General features: G+C 59.6%; 16 protein-coding genes. 11 read left to right on the top strand and 5 right to left on the bottom strand.

Annotated elements, in window-relative coordinates; all coding sequences use genetic code 11:
- Nucleotides 1–18 precede the first annotated feature (18 nt).
- Both AC1MDT_RS11680 and mtnC read left to right on the top strand, forming a co-directional pair.
- Nucleotides 19–564 carry a 1,2-dihydroxy-3-keto-5-methylthiopentene dioxygenase gene (locus AC1MDT_RS11680; protein WP_480422160.1) on the top strand — a complete coding sequence of 182 codons (546 nt, stop codon included), beginning with the start codon at nucleotides 19–21 and terminating at the stop codon, nucleotides 562–564.
- A gap of 4 nt (nucleotides 565–568) precedes the next feature.
- On the top strand, nucleotides 569–1,252 hold the full coding sequence (mtnC, locus tag AC1MDT_RS11675; protein ID WP_480422159.1) for an acireductone synthase: 684 nt from the start codon (nucleotides 569–571) through the stop codon (nucleotides 1,250–1,252).
- Nucleotides 1,253–1,359: 107 nt separating this feature from the next.
- On the opposite strand, the gene AC1MDT_RS11670 is transcribed toward mtnC, so the two are convergent.
- The gene (locus tag AC1MDT_RS11670; RefSeq protein ID WP_480422765.1) at nucleotides 1,360–1,638 is read right to left on the bottom strand and encodes a DUF3509 domain-containing protein; all 279 of its coding nucleotides are present in this window, start codon (nucleotides 1,636–1,638) and stop codon (nucleotides 1,360–1,362) included.
- Nucleotides 1,639–1,981: 343 nt separating this feature from the next.
- Between AC1MDT_RS11670 and AC1MDT_RS11665 the strand changes: the two genes are divergently transcribed.
- Nucleotides 1,982–3,808 (top strand): long-chain-acyl-CoA synthetase, encoded by a 1,827-nt coding sequence (locus tag AC1MDT_RS11665; protein ID WP_480422158.1) that lies wholly within the window; start codon nucleotides 1,982–1,984, stop codon nucleotides 3,806–3,808.
- Between the two features lie 97 nt (nucleotides 3,809–3,905).
- Nucleotides 3,906–4,424, top strand: a complete 519-nt coding sequence (locus AC1MDT_RS11660; protein ID WP_480422157.1) for an ankyrin repeat domain-containing protein — start codon at nucleotides 3,906–3,908, stop codon at nucleotides 4,422–4,424.
- Nucleotides 4,425–4,593: 169 nt separating this feature from the next.
- Here the strand turns inward: AC1MDT_RS11660 and AC1MDT_RS11655 are convergent, their stop codons facing one another.
- On the bottom strand, nucleotides 4,594–5,934 hold the full coding sequence (locus tag AC1MDT_RS11655; protein WP_480422156.1) for a substrate-binding domain-containing protein: 1,341 nt from the start codon (nucleotides 5,932–5,934) through the stop codon (nucleotides 4,594–4,596).
- Nucleotides 5,935–6,112: 178 nt separating this feature from the next.
- Nucleotides 6,113–6,925, bottom strand: a complete 813-nt coding sequence (xthA, locus tag AC1MDT_RS11650; protein WP_480422155.1) for an exodeoxyribonuclease III — start codon at nucleotides 6,923–6,925, stop codon at nucleotides 6,113–6,115.
- Nucleotides 6,926–7,238: 313 nt separating this feature from the next.
- Between xthA and AC1MDT_RS11645 the strand changes: the two genes are divergently transcribed.
- From AC1MDT_RS11645 to AC1MDT_RS11615, 7 genes are all read left to right on the top strand, one after another.
- Complete coding sequence (locus tag AC1MDT_RS11645; protein WP_480422154.1) at nucleotides 7,239–7,889, top strand: GNAT family N-acetyltransferase; 651 nt, start codon at nucleotides 7,239–7,241, stop codon at nucleotides 7,887–7,889.
- A 65-nt stretch (nucleotides 7,890–7,954) separates the two neighbouring features.
- Nucleotides 7,955–9,682, top strand: coding sequence for an autotransporter assembly complex protein TamA (locus AC1MDT_RS11640; RefSeq protein ID WP_480422153.1), 1,728 nt, complete (start codon nucleotides 7,955–7,957; stop codon nucleotides 9,680–9,682).
- Nucleotides 9,679–13,353: a translocation/assembly module TamB domain-containing protein gene (locus AC1MDT_RS11635; protein ID WP_480422152.1), complete on the top strand. Its 3,675-nt coding sequence runs from the start codon at nucleotides 9,679–9,681 to the stop codon at nucleotides 13,351–13,353. Before AC1MDT_RS11640 ends, AC1MDT_RS11635 begins: the two co-directional genes overlap by 4 nt.
- A gap of 249 nt (nucleotides 13,354–13,602) precedes the next feature.
- A complete protein-coding gene (locus AC1MDT_RS11630) occupies nucleotides 13,603–14,076 on the top strand; it encodes a MarR family winged helix-turn-helix transcriptional regulator (RefSeq protein WP_480422151.1) in 474 nt (157 codons plus the stop codon).
- Nucleotides 14,073–15,542 carry an efflux transporter outer membrane subunit gene (locus tag AC1MDT_RS11625; RefSeq protein ID WP_480422150.1) on the top strand — a complete coding sequence of 490 codons (1,470 nt, stop codon included), beginning with the start codon at nucleotides 14,073–14,075 and terminating at the stop codon, nucleotides 15,540–15,542. The genes AC1MDT_RS11630 and AC1MDT_RS11625 overlap by 4 nt, the downstream gene beginning before the upstream one ends.
- 15 nt (nucleotides 15,543–15,557) lie before the next feature.
- Entirely contained in the window at nucleotides 15,558–16,775 is a 1,218-nt protein-coding gene (locus AC1MDT_RS11620; RefSeq protein ID WP_480422149.1) for an EmrA/EmrK family multidrug efflux transporter periplasmic adaptor subunit, read from the top strand.
- Between the two features lie 164 nt (nucleotides 16,776–16,939).
- On the top strand, nucleotides 16,940–18,469 hold the full coding sequence (locus AC1MDT_RS11615; protein ID WP_480422148.1) for a DHA2 family efflux MFS transporter permease subunit: 1,530 nt from the start codon (nucleotides 16,940–16,942) through the stop codon (nucleotides 18,467–18,469).
- 116 nt (nucleotides 18,470–18,585) lie between these two features.
- Here AC1MDT_RS11615 and lpxH read toward each other — a convergent pair whose 3' ends face one another.
- A complete protein-coding gene (gene lpxH, locus AC1MDT_RS11610; protein WP_480422147.1) occupies nucleotides 18,586–19,338 on the bottom strand; it encodes a UDP-2,3-diacylglucosamine diphosphatase in 753 nt (250 codons plus the stop codon).
- On the bottom strand, nucleotides 19,335–19,838 hold the full coding sequence (locus tag AC1MDT_RS11605; RefSeq protein ID WP_480422146.1) for a peptidylprolyl isomerase: 504 nt from the start codon (nucleotides 19,836–19,838) through the stop codon (nucleotides 19,335–19,337). Before AC1MDT_RS11605 ends, lpxH begins: the two co-directional genes overlap by 4 nt.
- Nucleotides 19,839–20,038: the final 200 nt, after the last annotated feature.

Below are 20,038 nucleotides of genomic sequence, written 5' to 3'. Positions count from 1 at the left end.
CGCTAAGGAGTTGCCCTGATGAGCAGCCTGTCCGTTTACCATGTCTCAAGCCCTGACATTCCGAACAAGGTGCTGACCCATTTCGAGGATATCGCCTCGACCCTGGCCGAGCAGGGTGTGCGCTTCGACCGCTGGCAAGCCGCCGCGAAGATTCAGCCGGGCGCCAGCCAGGAAGAAGTGATCAGCGCCTACCAGGAGCAGATCGACCAACTGATGACCGAGCGCGGTTACATCACCGTGGATGTCATCAGCCTGAACAGCGATCACCCGCAAAAAGCCGAGCTGCGCGCCAAGTTCCTCGATGAACATCGCCATGGCGAAGACGAAGTACGGTTTTTCGTTGCGGGTCGTGGCTTGTTCACCCTGCACATCGACGATTACGTCTACGCCGTGCTCTGTGAAAAGAACGACCTGATCTCGGTCCCGGCCGGCACCAAACACTGGTTCGACATGGGCGAGCATCCGCATTTCGTCGCGATTCGCCTGTTCAACAACGCGGAAGGCTGGGTGGCCAATTTCACCGGCGAAGACATCGCTAGCCAATTCCCGCGTCTTGAGGACTGAGCCGATGCCGATCAAAGCGATTCTCACCGACATTGAAGGCACCACCAGCGCGGTGAGTTTTGTGTTCGACGTGCTGTTTCCCTACGCCGCCAAGCATCTTCCAGCGTTCGTTCGACAGCACGCCGCGCGCGCTGATGTGGCCGAGCAACTGGCCGCCGTACGCCGGGACAATAACGAACCGGACGCCGACGTTGAACGTGTCATCGAAGTCTTGTTGAGCTGGATTGCCGAAGACCGTAAAGCCACGCCGCTCAAGGCGTTGCAGGGCATGGTCTGGGAGCAGGGTTATCAGGCCGGCCAGTTGAAAGGTCATGTTTATCCGGATGCCGTTGAAGCGCTGAAGCGCTGGCACCAGGAAGGCTACACGCTGTTTGTTTATTCCTCGGGTTCGATTCAGGCCCAACGGCTGATTTTCGGCTGCTCGGAGGCCGGTGACTTGTCGCCTCTGTTCAGCGGCTATTTCGACACCACGTCCGGGCCCAAGCGTGAAGCGCAGTCTTACACGCGCATCACTCAGGCCATTGGCCTTGAGGCATCGCAGATTCTATTTCTGTCTGACATCGTCGAGGAGCTGGACGCGGCGCGCGTGGCCGGGATGGCGACGTGCGGGCTGGCCCGGGAGGGCGGTGAACTGGCGGGGCATGTCACCGTGGACAGTTTTGCCCGGATCAGTCCCACCACATTTTAACCGTCGAAGCACAAACCCTGTGGGAGCGAGCCTGCTCGCGATGGAGTGTCAGTCGATGGATACGTAGCTGACACACCATCGCGAGCAGGCTCGCTCCCACAAGTGTTTTACGCCGAGTGATACGACGGCAGGGCAAACCGTTGCTGACTTTGCAGCATGCAGATCTGTGGCAGCTCACTGGCATGTTCGGCAATGTCGCGACGAATGGCGCTGATCACCCACGACAGCTGGTCACCGGCATGTAATTGCTGGTAGGAAATCGAGCGTTTGAACACTTTGCCATCGGCGTTACTCAAGGTCAGCAAGATGCCACCGTCAGGTCGTGCCTGGATGGTCACGTCGAAGTTAGAGAACAAAGAAGAAAATTTTTCCTGGATCAGGCTCATGTCTATCAGCTCCGTTAGCGCTTGAATGGCAAGCATGGAGAGGTAATTGCAGCCTTTGTGCCAGCATTTAAAAATAATAAAGTCGTTATAAATCAATAAGTTAATATTTATGTCGTTTTTCGCCTTCGTGCAATCTGCATGAATGGCCATCGTGCATCCTGCATTTTGCGAGGTCGGCGGCAATTGGATTGAACCAATTGCCCGGCCAATGCTCCCCCTGTCCAGCGCATCGGTCGCGGATACAAAACATTTCAAAAACCGCGTGTACAGCTCAAGAACCGCTGACGTATTTTCGGGGTCAATCAACGCCGCCCGACAATAAGAATATTCAACGGGAACATCAATGAGCGACACGATTACCTGGGGCATGATGCTCCGCAAGCTGCCTTCCATTGCCAACGCCATACCCCGATTGGTGAAGGGCATGAAAGTCGCCAACGTCAAGGACCCGATCCAAACGTGTGGTCTCGGCTGGAGCTTCGAGCAGGCGACCTTGCGCAATCCCGATGGCCCGGCCTTGATGCAGGGGGAGGTGGTGCTCACGTATTCACAGGTTAACCAGTGGGCCAATCGCATGGCCCATCACCTGATTGCCCAAGGCATTGGCAAGGGCGACGTGGTGGCGGTCTTCATCGAGAACCGCCCGGAACTGTTGGTAACGATTCTGGCGGTGGCCAAGGTCGGTGCAATCAGCGCCTTGCTCAACACTGCGCAGGCGCGCGATACCCTGGCACATAGCCTGAACCTGGTGGTGCCAGCGGCGATTGTTGTGGGCGAAGAGCTGGTCCCGGCGTATTCAGCCATCCGCGAGCGGGTGGCAATCGAGGCGACGCGCACCTGGTTTGTTGCCGATCAAAATACCTACAACCATCCGGGCATTGCGCCCGACGGTTTCATCAACCTGATGACCGCCTGCGCCGACGGTTGCGATGATAACCCCGCCAGCAGCCGGCAGGTGTTCTTCGACGACCCTTGTTTCTATCTCTACACCTCGGGTACCACCGGTTTGCCCAAGGCCGGTGTGTTCAAACACGGTCGCTGGATGCGCAGTTACGTGAGTTTCGGGATGATCGCGCTGGATATGCGCCCGACGGATGTCATCTATTGCACGTTGCCGCTCTATCACGCCACCGGACTATGCGTGTGCTGGGGGTCGGCCATCAGCGGCGCCTGCGGGTTTGCCATTCGCCGCAAGTTCAGCGCCAGTCAATTCTGGAGCGACGTGCGCCATTACCGCGCGACCACCATTGGCTACGTCGGCGAATTGTGCCGCTACCTGGTGGATCAACCGTCCGGCACCAACGACAGGCAACACGGCGTGAAGAAGATGATCGGCAACGGCTTGCGCCCGGGCGCGTGGGGCGAGTTCAAGAGACGTTTTGGCGTGAATCACATCTGCGAGCTGTACGCCGCCAGCGACGGCAATATTGGCTTCAGCAACATTCTCAACTTCGACAACACCGTCGGTTTTTCGCTGATGTCCTGGGAGCTGGCGGCGTACGACCACGACAGCGGTGCGCCGACGCGTGACGCAACAGGTTTCATGCGCAAAGTTGCCAAGGGTGAGCGGGGGCTGTTGCTGGCGAAAATCGACGACAAGGCGCCACTCGACGGTTACACCGATCCGCAGAAGACTGAAGCCGTGGTGCTCCACGACGTCTTCGTGAAGGGCGATCGGTACTTCAATACCGGTGATTTGCTGCGCAACATCGGTTTTGGTCATGCCCGGTTCGTCGATCGTTTGGGTGACACCTACCGCTGGAAGGGCGAAAACGTCTCGACCACCGAGGTCGAGAACACCCTCCTTAAATACCCGACTATTTCCGAAGCCGTGGCCTACGGCGTCGAGATTCAGAACACCAACGGGCGTGCCGGGATGGCGGCGATCACGCCGGCCGAATCCTTGGCGACCCTGGATTTCAGCGAGCTGCTGGCTTTTGCCCGCCAGCAATTGCCTGCCTATGCGGTGCCACTGTTCCTGCGGGTGAAAGTGAAAATGGAGACCACCGGGACGTTTAAATACCAGAAAACCCGGCTCAAGAATGAAGCCTTCGATCCCGGCAAAACCGGTGATGATCCGATCTACGCCTGGCTGCCGGGCACCGACACTTACGTGCGAGTCACCGAACAGCTGCTGGCACAGATTCAGGGCGGCCAGTACCGCTATTGAATGTGGCTATGGTCGTGCATGAGAAAAAAGAAGTGACAGTCTCGGGGCTGCTCGGGAAACTGTCGGCTTTGCGAATAACTGAACGTGGAGTGCTTCAATGTCAGACCAAAGCCGCCAGATGACCCCCGAAGAAGCCGCTGAATTTGCCGAACAGGTATTCAACAAGGCGCGCGAGGGCGATGCGGCCATGATGGCTGCGCTGCTGACCAAGGGCTTGCCGCCTAACCTGCGCAACCACAAGGGCGACACGCTGCTGATGCTGGCCGCCTACCACGGTCATGTGGACACCGTGAAAGTCCTGCTGGAGCACAAGGCTGACCCGGAAATCCGCAACGACAACGGTCAGAGCCCGATTGCCGGCGCGGCGTTCAAGGGCGACCTGGCAGTCGTCACCGCATTGGTTGAAGGTGGTGCGCAAGTGGAAGGTTCGTCCTTTGACGGCCGCACTGCGCTGATGATGGCGGCGATGTTCAACCGCGTCGAAATCGTCGACTACCTGATCAGCAAGGGCGCCGATCCGAAAGCCAAGGATGCCAATGGCATCTCGGCACTGGATGCCGCCAAGACCATGGGCGCGGTGGACACCACGGCGCAACTGGAAAAACTGCTCGGCTGATTCGTCCCGAGTAGCAGCTGTCGAGCTTGCGAGGCTGCGTTCGGCGGCGAAGCCGTCGTGAAATCGGGCGATGTGGTCTTTCAGGTAAATCGCGTGTGTAGGGTTTACGACGGCTTCGCCGCCGAACGCAGCCTCGCAAGCTCGACAGCTGCTACAAGCCGTCAAGCCGTCAGTAAACCCATACCTCAACCCGCCGATTCTTGATCCGCCCCTCATCCGCGCTGTTGGCGGCCACCGGCATCTCGGCGCCAAAGCCGCGAATTTCGCGAAACACCACACCGCTTTTCACCAGTTCCCGCCGTACCGCCATCGCCCGCAATTTTGACAACAGATCAGCGCGTGCCGGGTCACTCTTGGCATCGCCAAACCCCACCAGCGTCACCTGCCGATTGGTTTTGTCGCGCTGCTTTATATAGTCCAGTACCCGTGACAGGTCCTGCCGGGCCTTGTTGTCCAGGGTCGCGCTGCCTTCCTCGAACCGGAAATTCACCGACAGCCGTTGGGCATGGCGACCGAGCGCCTGATAGCCTTCGGGCATCAACGCATTCGGCGTGACGGTCATGGCCTGGACGGTCTGTGCGATAAAACCATTGGCGGCGACGATGGCCTGACCCTTGCTGCTCTGGGCAAATGCCACCAGCGCTTGGGCCCAGGGATTTTTCCCGTTAGGCGGCAGGTAAAAGAATAGCCGGCGCGACAACGGATAGTCCTCCGTGGCGATCAGGCTGTTGAGCGGCAACATGGCCTGGGATTGACCATCGACAATCGCGACGGCTTTGGCCTCCCGCACGTAAGGCAGGCCGATGAAGCCGATACCGTGTGGGTCGAGACTGACCGCGTCGGACAATTGCTCGCTGGATTCGAAGCGTTTCGCGGCGCCACTCAGGGTTTTCCCATGACCGTTGAGGACCAATTCTTTAAACGTGTCGTAGGTACCGGATTGGTCATCCCGCGCATACAGGTGAATTGGCCCACCGGTGCCGCCGAGTGCTTCCCAGGTCTTGGCCTCGCCACTGAATATTTGCGCCAGTTGCTCAGTAGTGAGTTGATTGAGTGGGTTTTGTGGATGAAGGATGATCGCCAGCCCATCAATGGCGATGACCTGCTCGGCAGCGGAACTCTTCAGATCGCCCAAGGGCTTGAGGTCCACCCGTTCGCGGTCCTTGATCGGACGCGACGACGCGGCAAGATCGGCCGTGCCGGTTTTCAGTGCCGTGAATCCGGTGCTGGAACCGTGAGCCGCAATGTCCACCACGACGCGCCGCCCCTGAACCGTTTCACCGACGACGCGCAGTTCGTTGGCGGTCTCCGGCGTTTCGCTGTGAACCTTGAGCAGGCCCTGTTCACGCAATAAGCCCTCGACCAGTGCCGGACCCAACGCCGCGCCGATGGTGTTGGAACCCTGGATTCGCAGCACCGGGCCCTGGTCGGGCGTCGGTAAAACGCCGGCAGTAGCGGTCATTGGCAGCCAGGCGCCCAGCATCAACAGGAATAACACACGCAGCGTCATGCCGGCACCTTATAAGCCAAAGGAAGTGCCGGGAGAATAAGTCAGTAAGGTTTCCGAAAGATGACAGTTACCAACACTGTAGGAGCGAGCTTGCTCCGGGCGGCGTTCCGACGATGGTGTGTCAGTCGACACCCAGGTAGCTGACACACCTTCGCGAGCGAGCTCGCTCCTACAGGAATCAGCTCAGCTCAAGCCAGATCGGCGCATGATCCGAGGGTTTCTCCATCCCGCGCAGTTCGTAATCCACGCCCGCATCCTTCACCCGCGGCAGCAGGCCATGGGACGCCATGATCACGTCGATTCGCAGCCCACGCTTGGGTTCATCCTCAAACCCACGGCTACGGTAATCGAACCAGCTGAAACGGTCGGCCACCTCCGGGTTCAAGTGACGGAAGCTGTCCACCAGGCCCCAATTCTTCAAACGAGCCATCCACTCGCGTTCCTCCGGCAGGAAGCTGCATTTGCCGGTTTTCAGCCAGCGCTTCATGTTGTCCGGGCCGATGCCGATGTCACAGTCTTCCGGGGAAATATTCACATCCCCCATCACCACCAACGGCTGATCGTTGCTGAACTGGCTTTCCAGCAAGTGCTGCAGATCGTTGTAGAAACGTTCCTTGGCCGGGAATTTGGTGGGGTGGTCGCGGCTTTCACCTTGTGGGAAATAGCCGTTCATGATGGTCACCGGCACACCATTGGCGTCAGCGAAAGTGCCCCAGATAAAGCGCCGCTGGGCGTCTTCTTCATCTGTGACAAAACCTTTGTGCAGGTCAATCGGCTCCTGGCGCGAGAGCAGTGCGACGCCGTAATGACCTTTTTGCCCATGGAAATACACGTGATAGCCCAGTGCCTGAACCTCGGCCAATGGAAATTGGTCGTCGTGGACCTTGGTTTCCTGCAGGCCGATCACGTCGGGTTGATGCTTTTCGATCAGCGCCGCCAGCTGATGGGGGCGAGCGCGCAGCCCGTTGATGTTGAAGGATACGATCTTCATGGTCGGCAGTCCTGGCAAAAGGGCGATGCTAGCTGACCTGTAGGATCGGGGCCAGTGCGGGGAGAGGGGATTCGTGTTTGTCAGTAAGCGTTTTATCGTCAGGCCGGGCCTCTTCGTCGGATCGCCGCCCGGAGCAGGCTCGCTCCCACAGGGGATCAGTCTGGTCTATACCTTTGTGGGAGCGAGCCTGCTCGCGATGGCGGCATCACTACCGCCACTGATTTCGATCAGTAAGGAACTGTGTCGTCGCTTATAGGCTCGTACCAATAAGAACGGGGCCTTTTTGAGCCTCGTCCAGGGGAGATCTTCCGTAATGCCTGAAACCTCGACCGTCATCGCCGATATTCACATGCTCGACAGCGGCTATTCCCGCGAAGCTCGGTCCCTGCTGTATCAGGCCTACCGGCACGAACCGACGTTCGGTTACTTGTTCGAAGCCGAACGCCCCGGTTATGAACAGCGGGTTCGCGCTACCGTGCGTGAGCTGGTCAAACAACACTTTCTTCAGGACCTGCCGGCCATCGGACTGCTGGTCAACGATCGGTTGATCGGTATCGCGCTGATCGCACCGCCGCAACGTCGGTTGGGCATCACCGAAAGTTGGGCCTGGCGTCTGCGCATGGTACTGAGTACCGGTTTTCGCTGCACCCGACGCTACCTCGAGTATCACGATGCTGTGGCGGCCTGCGTGCCGTCCGATGCGGTGCATGTGCTGCCATTGCTGGGGATTCATCCGCAATTCCAGGGCAAGCACTTCGGCGAGCAACTGCTGCAAGCGGTCCATAACTGGTGTGCGGTGGATGAACACTCTCAGGGCGTGATCCTCGACACCGGGAATCCGCGTTATCTGGAGTTCTATAAGCGTCAGGGCTATGAGGAAATCGGTGAGGTCGCCATAGGACCGATACGCGAGCATGTGTTTTTCCATGCCAATCCTCAGGTGCTGCAAACCGCAACGGCGTAGAGGTCGAACTTTCCGCGCACGCCAGGCTCTATCACGCTCCCAAGCTCGTGATAGCATCCGCGCCTATGAAGTTTCCAGGAAGAAATACCAGCGGCGTGCTGATGCTGATTTTCAGCTGCGCAGCGCTGGCCCAAAGTGAATTGGATGTGCGGGTCAAACCGTCCAACGATGAACTGAAAGCCAATATAGAGGGCTATATCGGCAGCCTCGGCGATCGTGACGAAAAAGCCTTGTTGCGCTTCAGTCGTGGCGCCGAAGAACAGGCACGCAAGGCCGCCCAGGCCTTGGGTTATTACCAGCCGCAGATCGAGACAGACGTGAAGGGCGGCAAGACGCCGCGCCTGGTGCTCACCATCGACCCAGGTGAACCGATCCATTTGCGCAACGTCACCGTGCGCATCGACGGGCCGGCCGCTTCCCTCAAATCCTTTCGTGTGCCCCACAGCGATGCACTGAAAACCGGTGCGGTGCTTAACCATGGCCAGTACGAAGACGCCAAGCGGCTGATCCAGAATCAGGCGTCGCGCTATGGCTTTTTCAGTGGGCGTTTTACCAGTCAAAAGTTGTCGGTCGACCCGCGAGCCGGCGTCGCCGATATCGAGCTGATCTACGACAGTGGTCCGCGTTATTCTCTCGGCAAGGTCAAGTTTGAAGGCGATACGCCCTTCGACGAAGACTTGCTGCAGCGCATGGTGCCGTTCAAGGCGGGCGCGCCTTATGACTCCGAATTGATCGCTGAGCTCAATCAGGCGCTGCAATCGAGCGGCTATTTCGAGGGCGTGCGAGTGGACGCTGCACCCACCGCGTCGAAGGACGATGTGATCCCGGTGGACGTCAAGCTCGAAACCCGCAAGCCGCGGACCATGGGGCTCGGCCTGGGGTATTCGACTGACGTCGGTCCCCGGATCAAGGCCAACTGGACCCGGCACTGGGTCAACCCTCAAGGTGATAGCTATGGCTTGGAGACTGAAGTCTCGGCGCCACGGCAAAACATCGGCGTTTTCTACGACATTCCCCTGGATCCGCCCCTGACCGACAAGCTGCGTTACGCCGGTGGCTATCAGTACGAGGAAATCGCCGACAAGGACAGCCTGAGCAAGCTGCTGACCCTCGGTCCCGAGTGGCACAGCAAGTTGCCCAGCGGCTGGCAACGGGTGGTGTCGCTTAAATGGCAGCGCGAGGAATATCGCCTTGGCGATGATTCTGGCCTGAGTAATTTGCTGATGCCTGGCGTCAGCTATTCCTACCTGAAAAGCGACAACCGCATCGACCCCCATAACGGTTATCGCCTCGAATTTGCGACCAAAGTGGCCAAGGAAGGGCTGGGCTCGGACAACAACCTGGTGTACGGCACTGCATTGGTCAAAGGCTTGACCACGGTCTTCGATAAACACCGTTTCCTCGCTCGGGTGCAGGTTGGCGGCAGCGCCACCAACGGCTACACATCGGTGCCGCCGTCGCTGCGCTTTTTCGCCGGTGGCGATCAGAGCGTGCGCGGTTATGACTATCAGAGCCTGTCCCCGGAAAACTCTGAGGGCGATCGCATCGGGGGCCGCTACATGGTCACCGGCAGTGTCGAGTACCAGTATTCCATTGCCGAAAAATGGCGGGTCGCGACCTTCATCGACCAGGGCAACGCGTTCAATAAACTCGAAATGCCGAACCTCAAGACCGGCGTCGGCATTGGCGTGCGCTGGGTGTCCCCGGTGGGGCCACTACGCCTCGACCTGGCCCATGCGTTGGACGATGACGGCGGCATCCGACTGCACTTTTCCATGGGGCCTGAGCTTTGAATCGTGGTTTGAAAATAGCGCTGCTGGCGATTCCGGCGCTGCTGATGCTGGTCGTCCTGGCCGTGTCCACGGTCTTGGGGACAGCGGCGGGCAGTCGTTGGGCGCTGGGCTTCGTGCCGGGTTTGACCGTGGAGAATTTCCAGGGCCGGTTAGGCGGGCAGTGGAGCGCCGACCATCTGTTGTGGCAGCAGGACGGTAGCCGGGTTGAACTGAGCACCGTGATTTTCGCCTGGTCGCCGCTGTGCCTGACGCGCAGGACCCTGTGCATCGAGCAATTGCAGGCGGATCAGGTCAGCCTGCAATTTGCGCCGGGCACGGAAGAAAAAAGCACTGCGCCGATGACGCTTCCGAACCTGAAATTGCCCTTGGCGATTGAGCTGGGTGAGGTCAAGGTGGGCCGCTTGCTGTTCAACGGCAGCGAAGAACTCAAAGGCTTGCAACTGGCGGCGCACTGGACCGAACACGGTGTGCAGATCGACGCCGTGCAGTTGCAACGTGACGAGCTGAATCTGAACCTCTCCGGCCTGCTGCAACCCAACGGCAACTGGCCGCTCAACGTCCAAGGCACACTGACCCTGCCGGCCCCGGGCGCTGAGCCTTGGGCGTTGGCCCTGAAGGTAGACGGCGACTTGCTGAAAACCCTGCACCTGAAAGCCGACAGCAGCGGTTACTTGAACGGCCAACTGACTGGCGAGCTGCAACCGCTGGTGGACAACCTGCCCGCCAAGGTGCGGATCACTGCCGACGGCTTCAAGCCCAGCGCCGATTTACCGGACACCCTGCAACTCAATCAGCTTGAGCTCACCGGTGACGGCGACCTGAAAAACGGTTACCAGCTCCTCGGTAACGCCACATTGCCCGCGGAACAAGGCCCTATCGCCCTGATACTGCAAGGCAAGGTCGACGCCAAGGGCGCACAGATCGCCGGCCTCGACCTGACCGCCAGCGACAAACAAAGCCTCAAGCTCAGCGGCCAAATCGACTGGAGCAAAGGCCTGAGCGCCGACGTAAAAATCGACTGGCTGGACTTCCCGTGGCACCGCCTCTATCCGCTGATCAACGAACCGGAAGTAGCGCTGCGCAGCTTAAATGGCGACATCTCCTACACCGACGGAAAATACCTCGGTAGCTTCAACGCTGCACTCGATGGCCCGGCCGGGGCGTTCAGCCTGAGCAGCCCGTTCAGCGGCGACCTGACGAAAATCTACCTGCAACAAATCCAGCTCGGAGCCGGGCAGGGCAAGGCCGAAGGGCATCTGAACCTGCAATTCGCTGATGGCATCGCCTGGGACACCGCGCTCGATGTGTCCGCGATCAACCCGGCGTATTGGGTCGCCGAGTTGCCGGGCACGCTCGCCGGACCGGTGCGCAGCCATGGCGAGATGAAAAATGAAAAGCTCAGCCTGACTGCCGATCTCGATTTGAAAGGCAAACTGCGTGGCCAACCGGCGGTGATTCAGGCGAAGGCCGAGGGTGGTGGCGAGCAATGGAACCTCAACGCGCTGCAGATTCGACTGGGTGACAACAGCATCACCGGCAAGGGCAGCCTGCAACAGAAACTCGCCGGCCAGATCGATATCAAGCTGCCGCGCCTGGCTCAGCTTTGGCCGCAACTGCGCGGTCAACTCAATGGTCGCGTTGATGTCGCTGGCACGCTCAAGGCGCCGCAAGGCAGGCTCGATTTGCAAGGCACGCAACTGGCGTTCGAAGACAATCGCCTGCAAAGCTTGAACCTTGACGCGACCCTCGACAGCGCGCAACGGGCGAAAATAGACCTCAAGGGCAGCGGCATTCAGGCTGGCGACACCTCGGTGGGCGCACTGACGGCCAGCGGCCAGGGCGATATCAAAAGCCAGAAACTCAACCTCGACCTGCAAGGGCCGAAACTGACACTGGCGCTCGGCCTCGATGGCAGTCTGGATAAAGGCAATTGGCGTGGGCGCTTGGCCAGCGGCGATATCCAGGCCGGTGGTCAGGACTGGAAGCTGCAAGGGCCGGCGAAACTGGAGCGGTTGGCCGACGGCAAGATCAACTTCGGCGCGCATTGCTGGACGTCCGGCCCGGCCAGCCTGTGCGGTGAAGACCAGCGTTTGATGCCAGAGCCGAAGCTGCGTTATCACCTCAAGCAATTCCCGATCGATAGCCTGGCCCAGTGGTTGCCGAAGGATTTCGCCTGGAAGGGCAATCTCAATGCCGACGTGCAACTGGACCTGCCCGCCAGCGGTCCGAACGGCCAGATCAGCATCGATGCCAGCGGCGGCACCTTGCGCATGAAGGAAAAGGATCAGTGGCTGGACTTCCCGTACCAGACGCTGAAGCTCACCAGCAAACTCACGCCCAAACGCATCGACACGGACCTCGACTTCGTCGGCGGCAAGCTCGGAGAATTGAGTGTGCAGGCGCAGATCAATCCGCTGCCGAAGAACAAACCGCTGACCGGCTCGTTCCGTCTCAGTGGGCTGGATGTGTCGGTGGCGCGGCCGTTTGTGCCGATGGTCGAGAAACTCACGGGCCGTTTGAATGGCAGCGGCACGATCTCTGGCGGGCTGATGGCACCTCAGGTCAACGGCAATCTGCTGCTCAGCGACGGTGAGGTGTCCGGGCCAGAACTGCCAATCGAGCTCCAAGCCTTGCAGCTTCAAGCCGTGATCGCGGGCGAAACCGTGCAATTGAACGGCGGCTGGAAAAGCGGCAAGGCCGGGCAGGGGAGTTTGATCGGCAACATCGCCTGGGGGCAGGCGTTGGCGGTGGACCTGACACTCAAAGGCTCGCAATTACCTGTCACCGTCGAGCCGTACGCCAAGCTCGAAGTGGCGCCGGACCTGAAGATTTCGATGAAGGGCGACGAACTGGCCATCGCTGGCAAAGTCCTGGTGCCCAAGGGAGAAATTACAGTGCGCGAGTTGCCGCCATCGACGGTCAAGGTCTCCGGTGACACGGTGATCGTCGGCCAACAGACCGAAGAGGGCAAACCGCCGATGGCGATGAAGATGGACGTCGAGGTGGTGGTCGGCGACGACAAACTGAGCTTTGCCGGGTTTGGCCTGACCGCCAACCTGCAAGGCCATGTGCACATCGGCGACAACATGGACACCCGCGGCGAACTCTGGCTCAACGACGGGCGCTATCGGGCCTACGGCCAACGGCTGACCGTGCGCAAGGCGCGGCTGTTGTTTGCCGGTCCCATCGACCAGCCGTATCTGGACATTGAAGCGATTCGCCAGACCGACGACGTGATCGCCGGTATTCGCCTGAGCGGCAGTGCCGATCAGCCGACCACGCAGATCTTCTCCGAGCCGGCCATGAGCCAGGAACAGGCGTTGTCCTATCTGGTGCTGGGGCGTCCGCTGGCCAGTAACGGTGAAGACAACAACATGCTTGCCCAGGCAGCGCTCGGGTTGGGCTTGATGGGCAGCTCCGGGGTGACCAGCGGGTTGGCCAAGGAGCTGGGTATTCAGGACTTCCAGCTCGACACCCAGGGCAGTGGCAATACGACCAGCGTGGTGGCCAGCGGCAATCTCTCCGAGAAGCTGAGCTTGCGTTATGGCGTCGGGGTGTTTGAGCCGGCCAACACGATTGCCTTGCGTTACAAGCTGAGCAAGAAGGTCTACCTCGAAGCGGCTGGCGGCGTGGCGAGTTCGCTCGATATCTTCTACAAGCGGGATTTCTAGGTCCCGTCTTCTTCCAACACCGAGTCGCCCCTTTTCGCGAGCAGGCTCGCTCCCACAGGTTTGGTGTGATCCCTCTGTGGGAGCGAGCCTGCTCGCGAACGGGTGCGCTGCGGTCGTCGATCAGACGCAACTTCCTCCCACTACTAACTACCTAAATACAAAGCTGGCTAACTATTTCGTTGACATTAGCTGCCTAAGCAGTAATATCTCGACATACATTCTCTGCCTAGGCAGCTAATTGGTGGTCAGATGAAACATTTCACCCCAGACGAATTCAAAAATTGCCACCTCGGTCTCCTGCTCGGGCGTGCTGCGTTGCTCAAGGACCGGCTCATCGACACGCACATGGAACCCCACGGCATCACCTCCGCGCAGTTCAAAGTGCTGATCATCATGGCCCAGTTCGGCGTCGATACGCCGGCCGAGCTGTGCCGGCACCTGTCGCTGGACAGCGGCTCGATGACCCGAATGCTCGATCGTCTGGAACAGAAAGGCTTCCTCGCCCGCCAACGCTCCGAGGCGGACCGCCGTCAGGTTCAGTTGGTGCTGACTGAAGAGGGCCTGAAGCTCGCCGACCTCCTGCCGCACATCGGCGCCGACGCCATGAATGAACTGGCAGGTGCGATTACGCCGCAAGAGTTGGACACCCTGGAACAGATCCTGAAAAAAATTTTGGTGGCAGCCGGTGACTCGATCACCCTGCTGCGGGTAGGTGACAAATGAGCAGTACAACCTTGCGTGCCGGCCTGAGCCTGGTGCTGGCGGCCATGACCCTGGCCGGTTGCGCCAGCTATAGCGGCCTGACCACCGAAGGTGTCAGCCTCGATGCGAAAAACCTCAAGGCCGGCCAATCCCTCAACGGCGTGACCCTGTCATCCGCCGCTTGGCCGAAAAGCGACTGGTGGAAAAGCCTCGGTGACCCACAGCTCGACGGTCTGATTCGCGAAGCCCTGCACGACAGCCCCGACATGCAAATTGCCGATGCCCGCGTTCACCAGGCCAGCGCAGCCGCTGATGCAGCCGATGCCGCGCGGATGCCGACGCTCGATGCCAGCGCCGGTGTCAGCCGTTCGCGCCTGGCCAAGTATCAAGACCCAACCGGGCAAGGTGATACTTACGCCACCGTGCGCAGTATCGGTGCCAGTTTCAATTACAACTTTGATCTCTGGGGCGGTCAGCGTGACACCTGGGAAGCCGCGTTGGGCCAGGCCCGAGCAGCGGAAGTCGATCAACAGGCCGCGCAGTTGACCCTGTCTGCCGATGTCGCTCGCGCTTACAACAATTTGGGTCAGGCGCATATCGTGTATGACCTGGCGAGCGACGACCTCAAACGGACCCGGCAGATGCTCGACCTGGGCCAGCGTCGCCTGAGTTCCGGGATCGACAGCCAGTACCAGTTCCAGCAAACCGAAAGCCTGGAAGCCACGTCCGAAGCCAGCCTGATCGACGCCGAGAAACGCCTGCAAAGCGCCAAAATCGCCCTGGCCGTGCTGCTCGGCAAAGGCCCGGATCGTGGCAATGAAATTGCCCGACCGAAAACCCTACAGGCCAGCGCCGTGGCGTTGCCCTCGGTACTGCCGGCGGAATTGCTCGGTCGTCGTCCAGACCTGGTGGCAGCACGCTGGCGGGTTGAGGCTGCGAACAAGAACATCGCCGCCGGCAAAACACAGTTCTATCCCAACCTGAACCTCAGTGCGGCAGCGGGTACCGAATCTTTGCTGGGCGACGCGATGTTCGGTTCGGCCAGTCGTTTCTTCAATATCGCGCCGACGATCTCGGTGCCGATTTTCGACGGCGGCCGCCTGCGTGCCAACCTCGATTCCCGCGACGCCGATTACGACCTCGCGGTGGCGCAGTACAACAAAAATCTGGTGAAAGCCCTGGGTGATGTCAGCGACACCATCAACCAGTTGCGCGATATCGGCCGGCAGATCGGCGCTCAGCAGCACGCCACCGACATCGCTCAGGATTCTTACAACACCGGGGTCCAGCGGTACGGTTCCGGCATCGGCAACTACCTGGACGTGCTCAGCATCGAACAGCAATTGCTCCAGGCCCAGCGTCAGCTGGCCAACCTGAATGCCGAGCAGATCGACCTGTCGATCCAACTGATGCAGGCGTTGGGTGGCGGCTTCCAGGGCGAGACCCTGGCTGCAACCAAAACAACCCCAGCCACGCTGACCCACTAATTCAAGGTATTTGTCATGGCCATTGCCGAAACAACTCCCGCTCCAACTGATAAAGCGTCTGATAGCGCTCAAGACACCAGCAACCCGCGAAAACGCAAAGTCATGCTGGTGGTACTGGCCATCGTGGTGATGCTCGCCGGTGTCGGCGTCTGGGGTTATCACCAATTCTATGGTCGCTGGAACGAAAGCACCGATGACGCCTACGTGAACGGCAACGTGGTGGAAATCACCCCGTTGGTCACCGGCACCGTGGTCAGCATCGGCGCCGACGATGGCGACCTGGTCCATGAAGGTCAGGTGCTGATCAATTTCGACCCGAACGACGCCGAAGTCGGCCTGCAAAGTGCCCAGGCCAACCTGGCTCGTACCGTTCGCCAGGTTCGCGGCTTGTACAGCAACGTCGACGGCATGAAAGCGCAGGTCAACGCTCAACAGGCAGCAGTGCAGAAGGCGCAGGACAATTTCAATCGTCGGAAAAACCTGGCCGCTGGCGGGGCGATTTCCCAGGAAGAACTGTCCCACGCTCGCGACGACTTGACCTCGGCGCAAAACGCCCTGGCCAACGCCAAGCAGCAACTGAAAACCACCAGTGCCCTGGTGGATGACACGGTGGTTTCGTCGCACCCGGACGTAATGTCCGCCGCCGCGCAATTGCGTCAGGCGTACCTGAACAATTCCCGCAGCACCTTGATCGCGCCGGTCACCGGTTACGTGGCCAAACGCTCTGTGCAGCTCGGTCAACGCGTCCAGCCGGGAATCGCGTTGATGGCGGTGATCCCGCTGGATCAGCTGTGGATCGACGCCAACTTCAAGGAAACCCAGCTGCGTGACATGCGCATCGGTCAGCCGGTGGATATCCAGGCCGACCTCTATGGCAGCGACGTGAAATTCAGCGGCACCATCGACAGCCTCGGTGCCGGTACCGGCAGCGCGTTTGCCCTGTTGCCGGCGCAGAACGCCACCGGCAACTGGATCAAGATCGTCCAGCGTGTGCCCGTGCGGATTCACATCAACGCCGAAGAACTGGCCAAGCACCCATTGCGGGTCGGCCTGTCGACTCAGGTCGATGTGAATCTGCGCGACCAGAGCGGTCCGGTGCTGGCGCAACAGCCGCCGCAAAAGGCCTCGTTCAGCACCAACGTCTACGACCGTCAGTTGGCCGAGGCTGACGCCATGATCGCTCAGTTGATCCACGACAACAGCGCCGCGGTCAGTAAAACTGCTCAACGCTGATTCGCCATCACACCGACCCTGTGGGAGCGAGCCTGCTCGCGATAGCGGTGGATCAATCAACAAAGATGTTGAATGTTAATCCGCCTTCGCGAGCAGGCTCGCTCCCACAGGGTTAGCTGCGTCTGTAACAGGCGCAGCACCCATCAGGTTCCAAAGGATTCGCGATGAGCAATAACGCGTCTTTCACGCCGCCCAGCCTGGTGCTCAGCACCATTGGCCTGTCGCTGGCAACTTTCATGCAAGTGCTCGACACCACCATCGCCAACGTGGCGCTGCCGACGATTTCCGGCAACCTGGGCGTGAGTTCGGAGCAGGGCACCTGGGTGATTACTTCGTTTGCCGTGAGTAACGCCATCGCACTGCCGCTGACTGGTTGGCTCAGTCGGCGCTTTGGTGAGGTCAAGCTATTCCTCTGGGCGACGATTCTGTTTGTGCTGGCCTCGTTTCTTTGCGGGATCTCCACGTCGATGCCGGAGCTGATTGGCTTCCGTGTCTTGCAAGGCTTGGTGGCAGGCCCGTTGTACCCGATGACCCAGACGCTGCTGATCGCGGTCTATCCGCCCGCCAGGCGCGGCATGGCCCTGGCGTTGCTGGCGATGGTTACGGTGGTGGCGCCGATTGCCGGCCCGATCCTGGGCGGCTGGATTACCGACAGTTATAGCTGGCCGTGGATCTTCTTTATCAACGTCCCCATCGGGATTTTCGCGGTGATGGTGGTGCGTTCGCAGCTCAAGACACGGCCGGTGGAGACCAGTTACCAACCGATGGATTATGTGGGGTTGATCACGCTGATCATTGGCGTTGGCGCGTTGCAGGTGATCCTCGACAAGGGCAACGACCTCGACTGGTTCGAGTCGAGCTTCATCGTCGTTGGCGCGGCCATTTCGGTGATTGCGCTGGCGGTGTTTGTGATCTGGGAAATGACCGACAAGCACCCGGTGGTGAACCTGCGGTTGTTCGCTTACCGCAACTTCCGCATCGGCACCCTGGTGTTGGTGTTGGGGTATGCCGGATTCTTCGGGATCAACCTGATCCTGCCGCAATGGCTGCAAACCCAGATGGGCTACACCGCGACCTGGGCGGGGTTGGCAGTGGCGCCGATTGGCATTCTGCCGGTGATCCTGTCGCCGTTTGTCGGCCGATACGCGCACAAGTTCGACCTGCGATTACTGGCGGGCGGCGCGTTTTTGGCGATTGGCTTGAGTTGCTTCATGCGTGCCGGGTTTACCAACGAAGTCGATTTCCAGCACATCGCGCTGGTGCAGCTGTTTATGGGGATTGGCGTGGCGCTGTTCTTCATGCCGACCCTGAGCATTTTGATGTCGGATTTGCCACCGAGCCAGATCGCCGACGGCGCAGGCCTGGCAACGTTCCTGCGGACGTTGGGCGGTAGTTTTGCGGCGTCGCTGACGACGTGGATCTGGATTCGTCGGGCGGATCAGCATCATGCGTATTTGAGTGAAAGCATCACCACCTATGACCCGGCGACCCGGGATGCCTTGCACAATCTGGGCGGGGCCGGTAGCCCGGCGTATGCGCAGCTGGATCATGTGCTGACCAGCCAGGCGTACATGCTCTCCACCGTGGATTACTTCACGTTGCTGGGGTGGGGGTTCATGGGGCTGATACTGATTGTATGGCTGGCGAAACCGCCGTTTGCGGCGAAGGCGGGACCGGAAGCGGCCGGTCACTAAACACAACACGGTCAATGTGGGAGCGAGCCTGCTCGCGAAGGTGTGTCAGTCGACATCAATGTAGCTGACACACCTTCGCGAGCAAGCTCGCTCCTACAGGGTTTGGTGTTGGGTAGTCAGTTAGCGGGTGCTGCCAACTGCGGTGGCGGGGCGAAATCAAAAGGTGCCAATGCAAACCCTTGCTCATCCACCTGCAACGCCCACCCCTGACGATCCCAATCCCCCAACACAATGCGCTTGGCCGCTTGCTCGCCGATCTGCAACTTGTGAATGGCCGGGCGATGGGTGTGCCCATGAATCAACGTTTTCACGCCATAGGCCTGCATGATCCGCGGCACTTCGTCCGGCGTGACATCAACAATGTCATTGGCCTTCATCCGCGTCTGCGCACGGCTTTCGCTGCGTAGCTTGCGCGCCAGTTTATGGCGAGTGCGCAAAGGCAGGTGGCGCAGGATGAACAGGGAGATAGGGTTACGCAGGTAACGACGCAGCTTCATATAAGCCTCGTCGCGGGTGCAGAGGCTATCACCGTGCATCAATAGCACCGGCTCACCGTAAAACTGCACGACACTCGGGTCCTTCAGCAGCGTGCAGCCGGCCTGTTTGCAAAAGGCCTGGCCGAGCATGAAGTCGCGATTACCGTGCATCAGAAAAATGGCCGTGCCGCTGTCGCTGAGTTCGCGCAGGGCCTGGCAGATGGAGCGCTGAAAGGGCGTCATGGCATCGTCGCCAATCCACACCTCGAAAAAGTCGCCCAAAATGTACAACGCACTCGCCGAGCGGGCGCGTCCGGCGAGCAAATCCAGAAACGCCCGGGTAATGTCCGGGCGCTCCTCTTCCAGATGCAAGTCTGAAATCAGCAATATCACTCAATGATCTCGGCTTTCTCGATGATCACGTCGTCTGCTGGTACGTCCTGGTGGCCGGATTTCATGGTGGTGGAAACACCTTTGATCTTGTCGACCACGTCAGTGCCTTCAACCACTTTAGCGAATACCGCGTAGCCCCAACCCTGAGTGGTCTTGGCGCTGTGGTTCAGGAAGCTGTTATCAGCCACGTTGATGAAGAACTGGGCGGAAGCCGAATGCGGCTCCATGGTGCGCGCCATGGCCACGCTGTACTTCACGTTCGGCAGGCCGTTGTCGGCTTCGTTCTGGATGCTTGGGCGCTTGTCTTTCTTTTCTTTCATGCCAGGCTCGAAACCGCCGCCCTGGATCATGAAGTTACCGATGACGCGGTGGAAAACAGTGTTTTCGTAGTGACCGGCTTTGACGTACTCGATGAAGTTGGCCACGGTGATCGGGGCTTTCTCAGCGTTCAGTTCCAGGACGATGTCGCCATGGTTGGTCGTCAGTTTGACTTGGGTCATGATCGGTACTCTTTCAAGGAATTCGTGTGTCTCGGGGCAGTCAAGACCCGAGCCTCTAGGCTAAGTAATGGCCAAGGCGTGCAGTTTAGCGTGAGATTTCCGGGTTTTGCGCCGGAATTTTTACCGCCTGGTATTAAAAGCAGCAGTTTTAGGTCTTGCTCTGTCAGGGGGTTAACGGCATCGGCTATGATAGCGGCTTT

This window comes from Pseudomonas sp. ASL7 (assembly GCF_056680375.1).
This window is presented reverse-complemented; position numbering and strand designations above follow the sequence as displayed.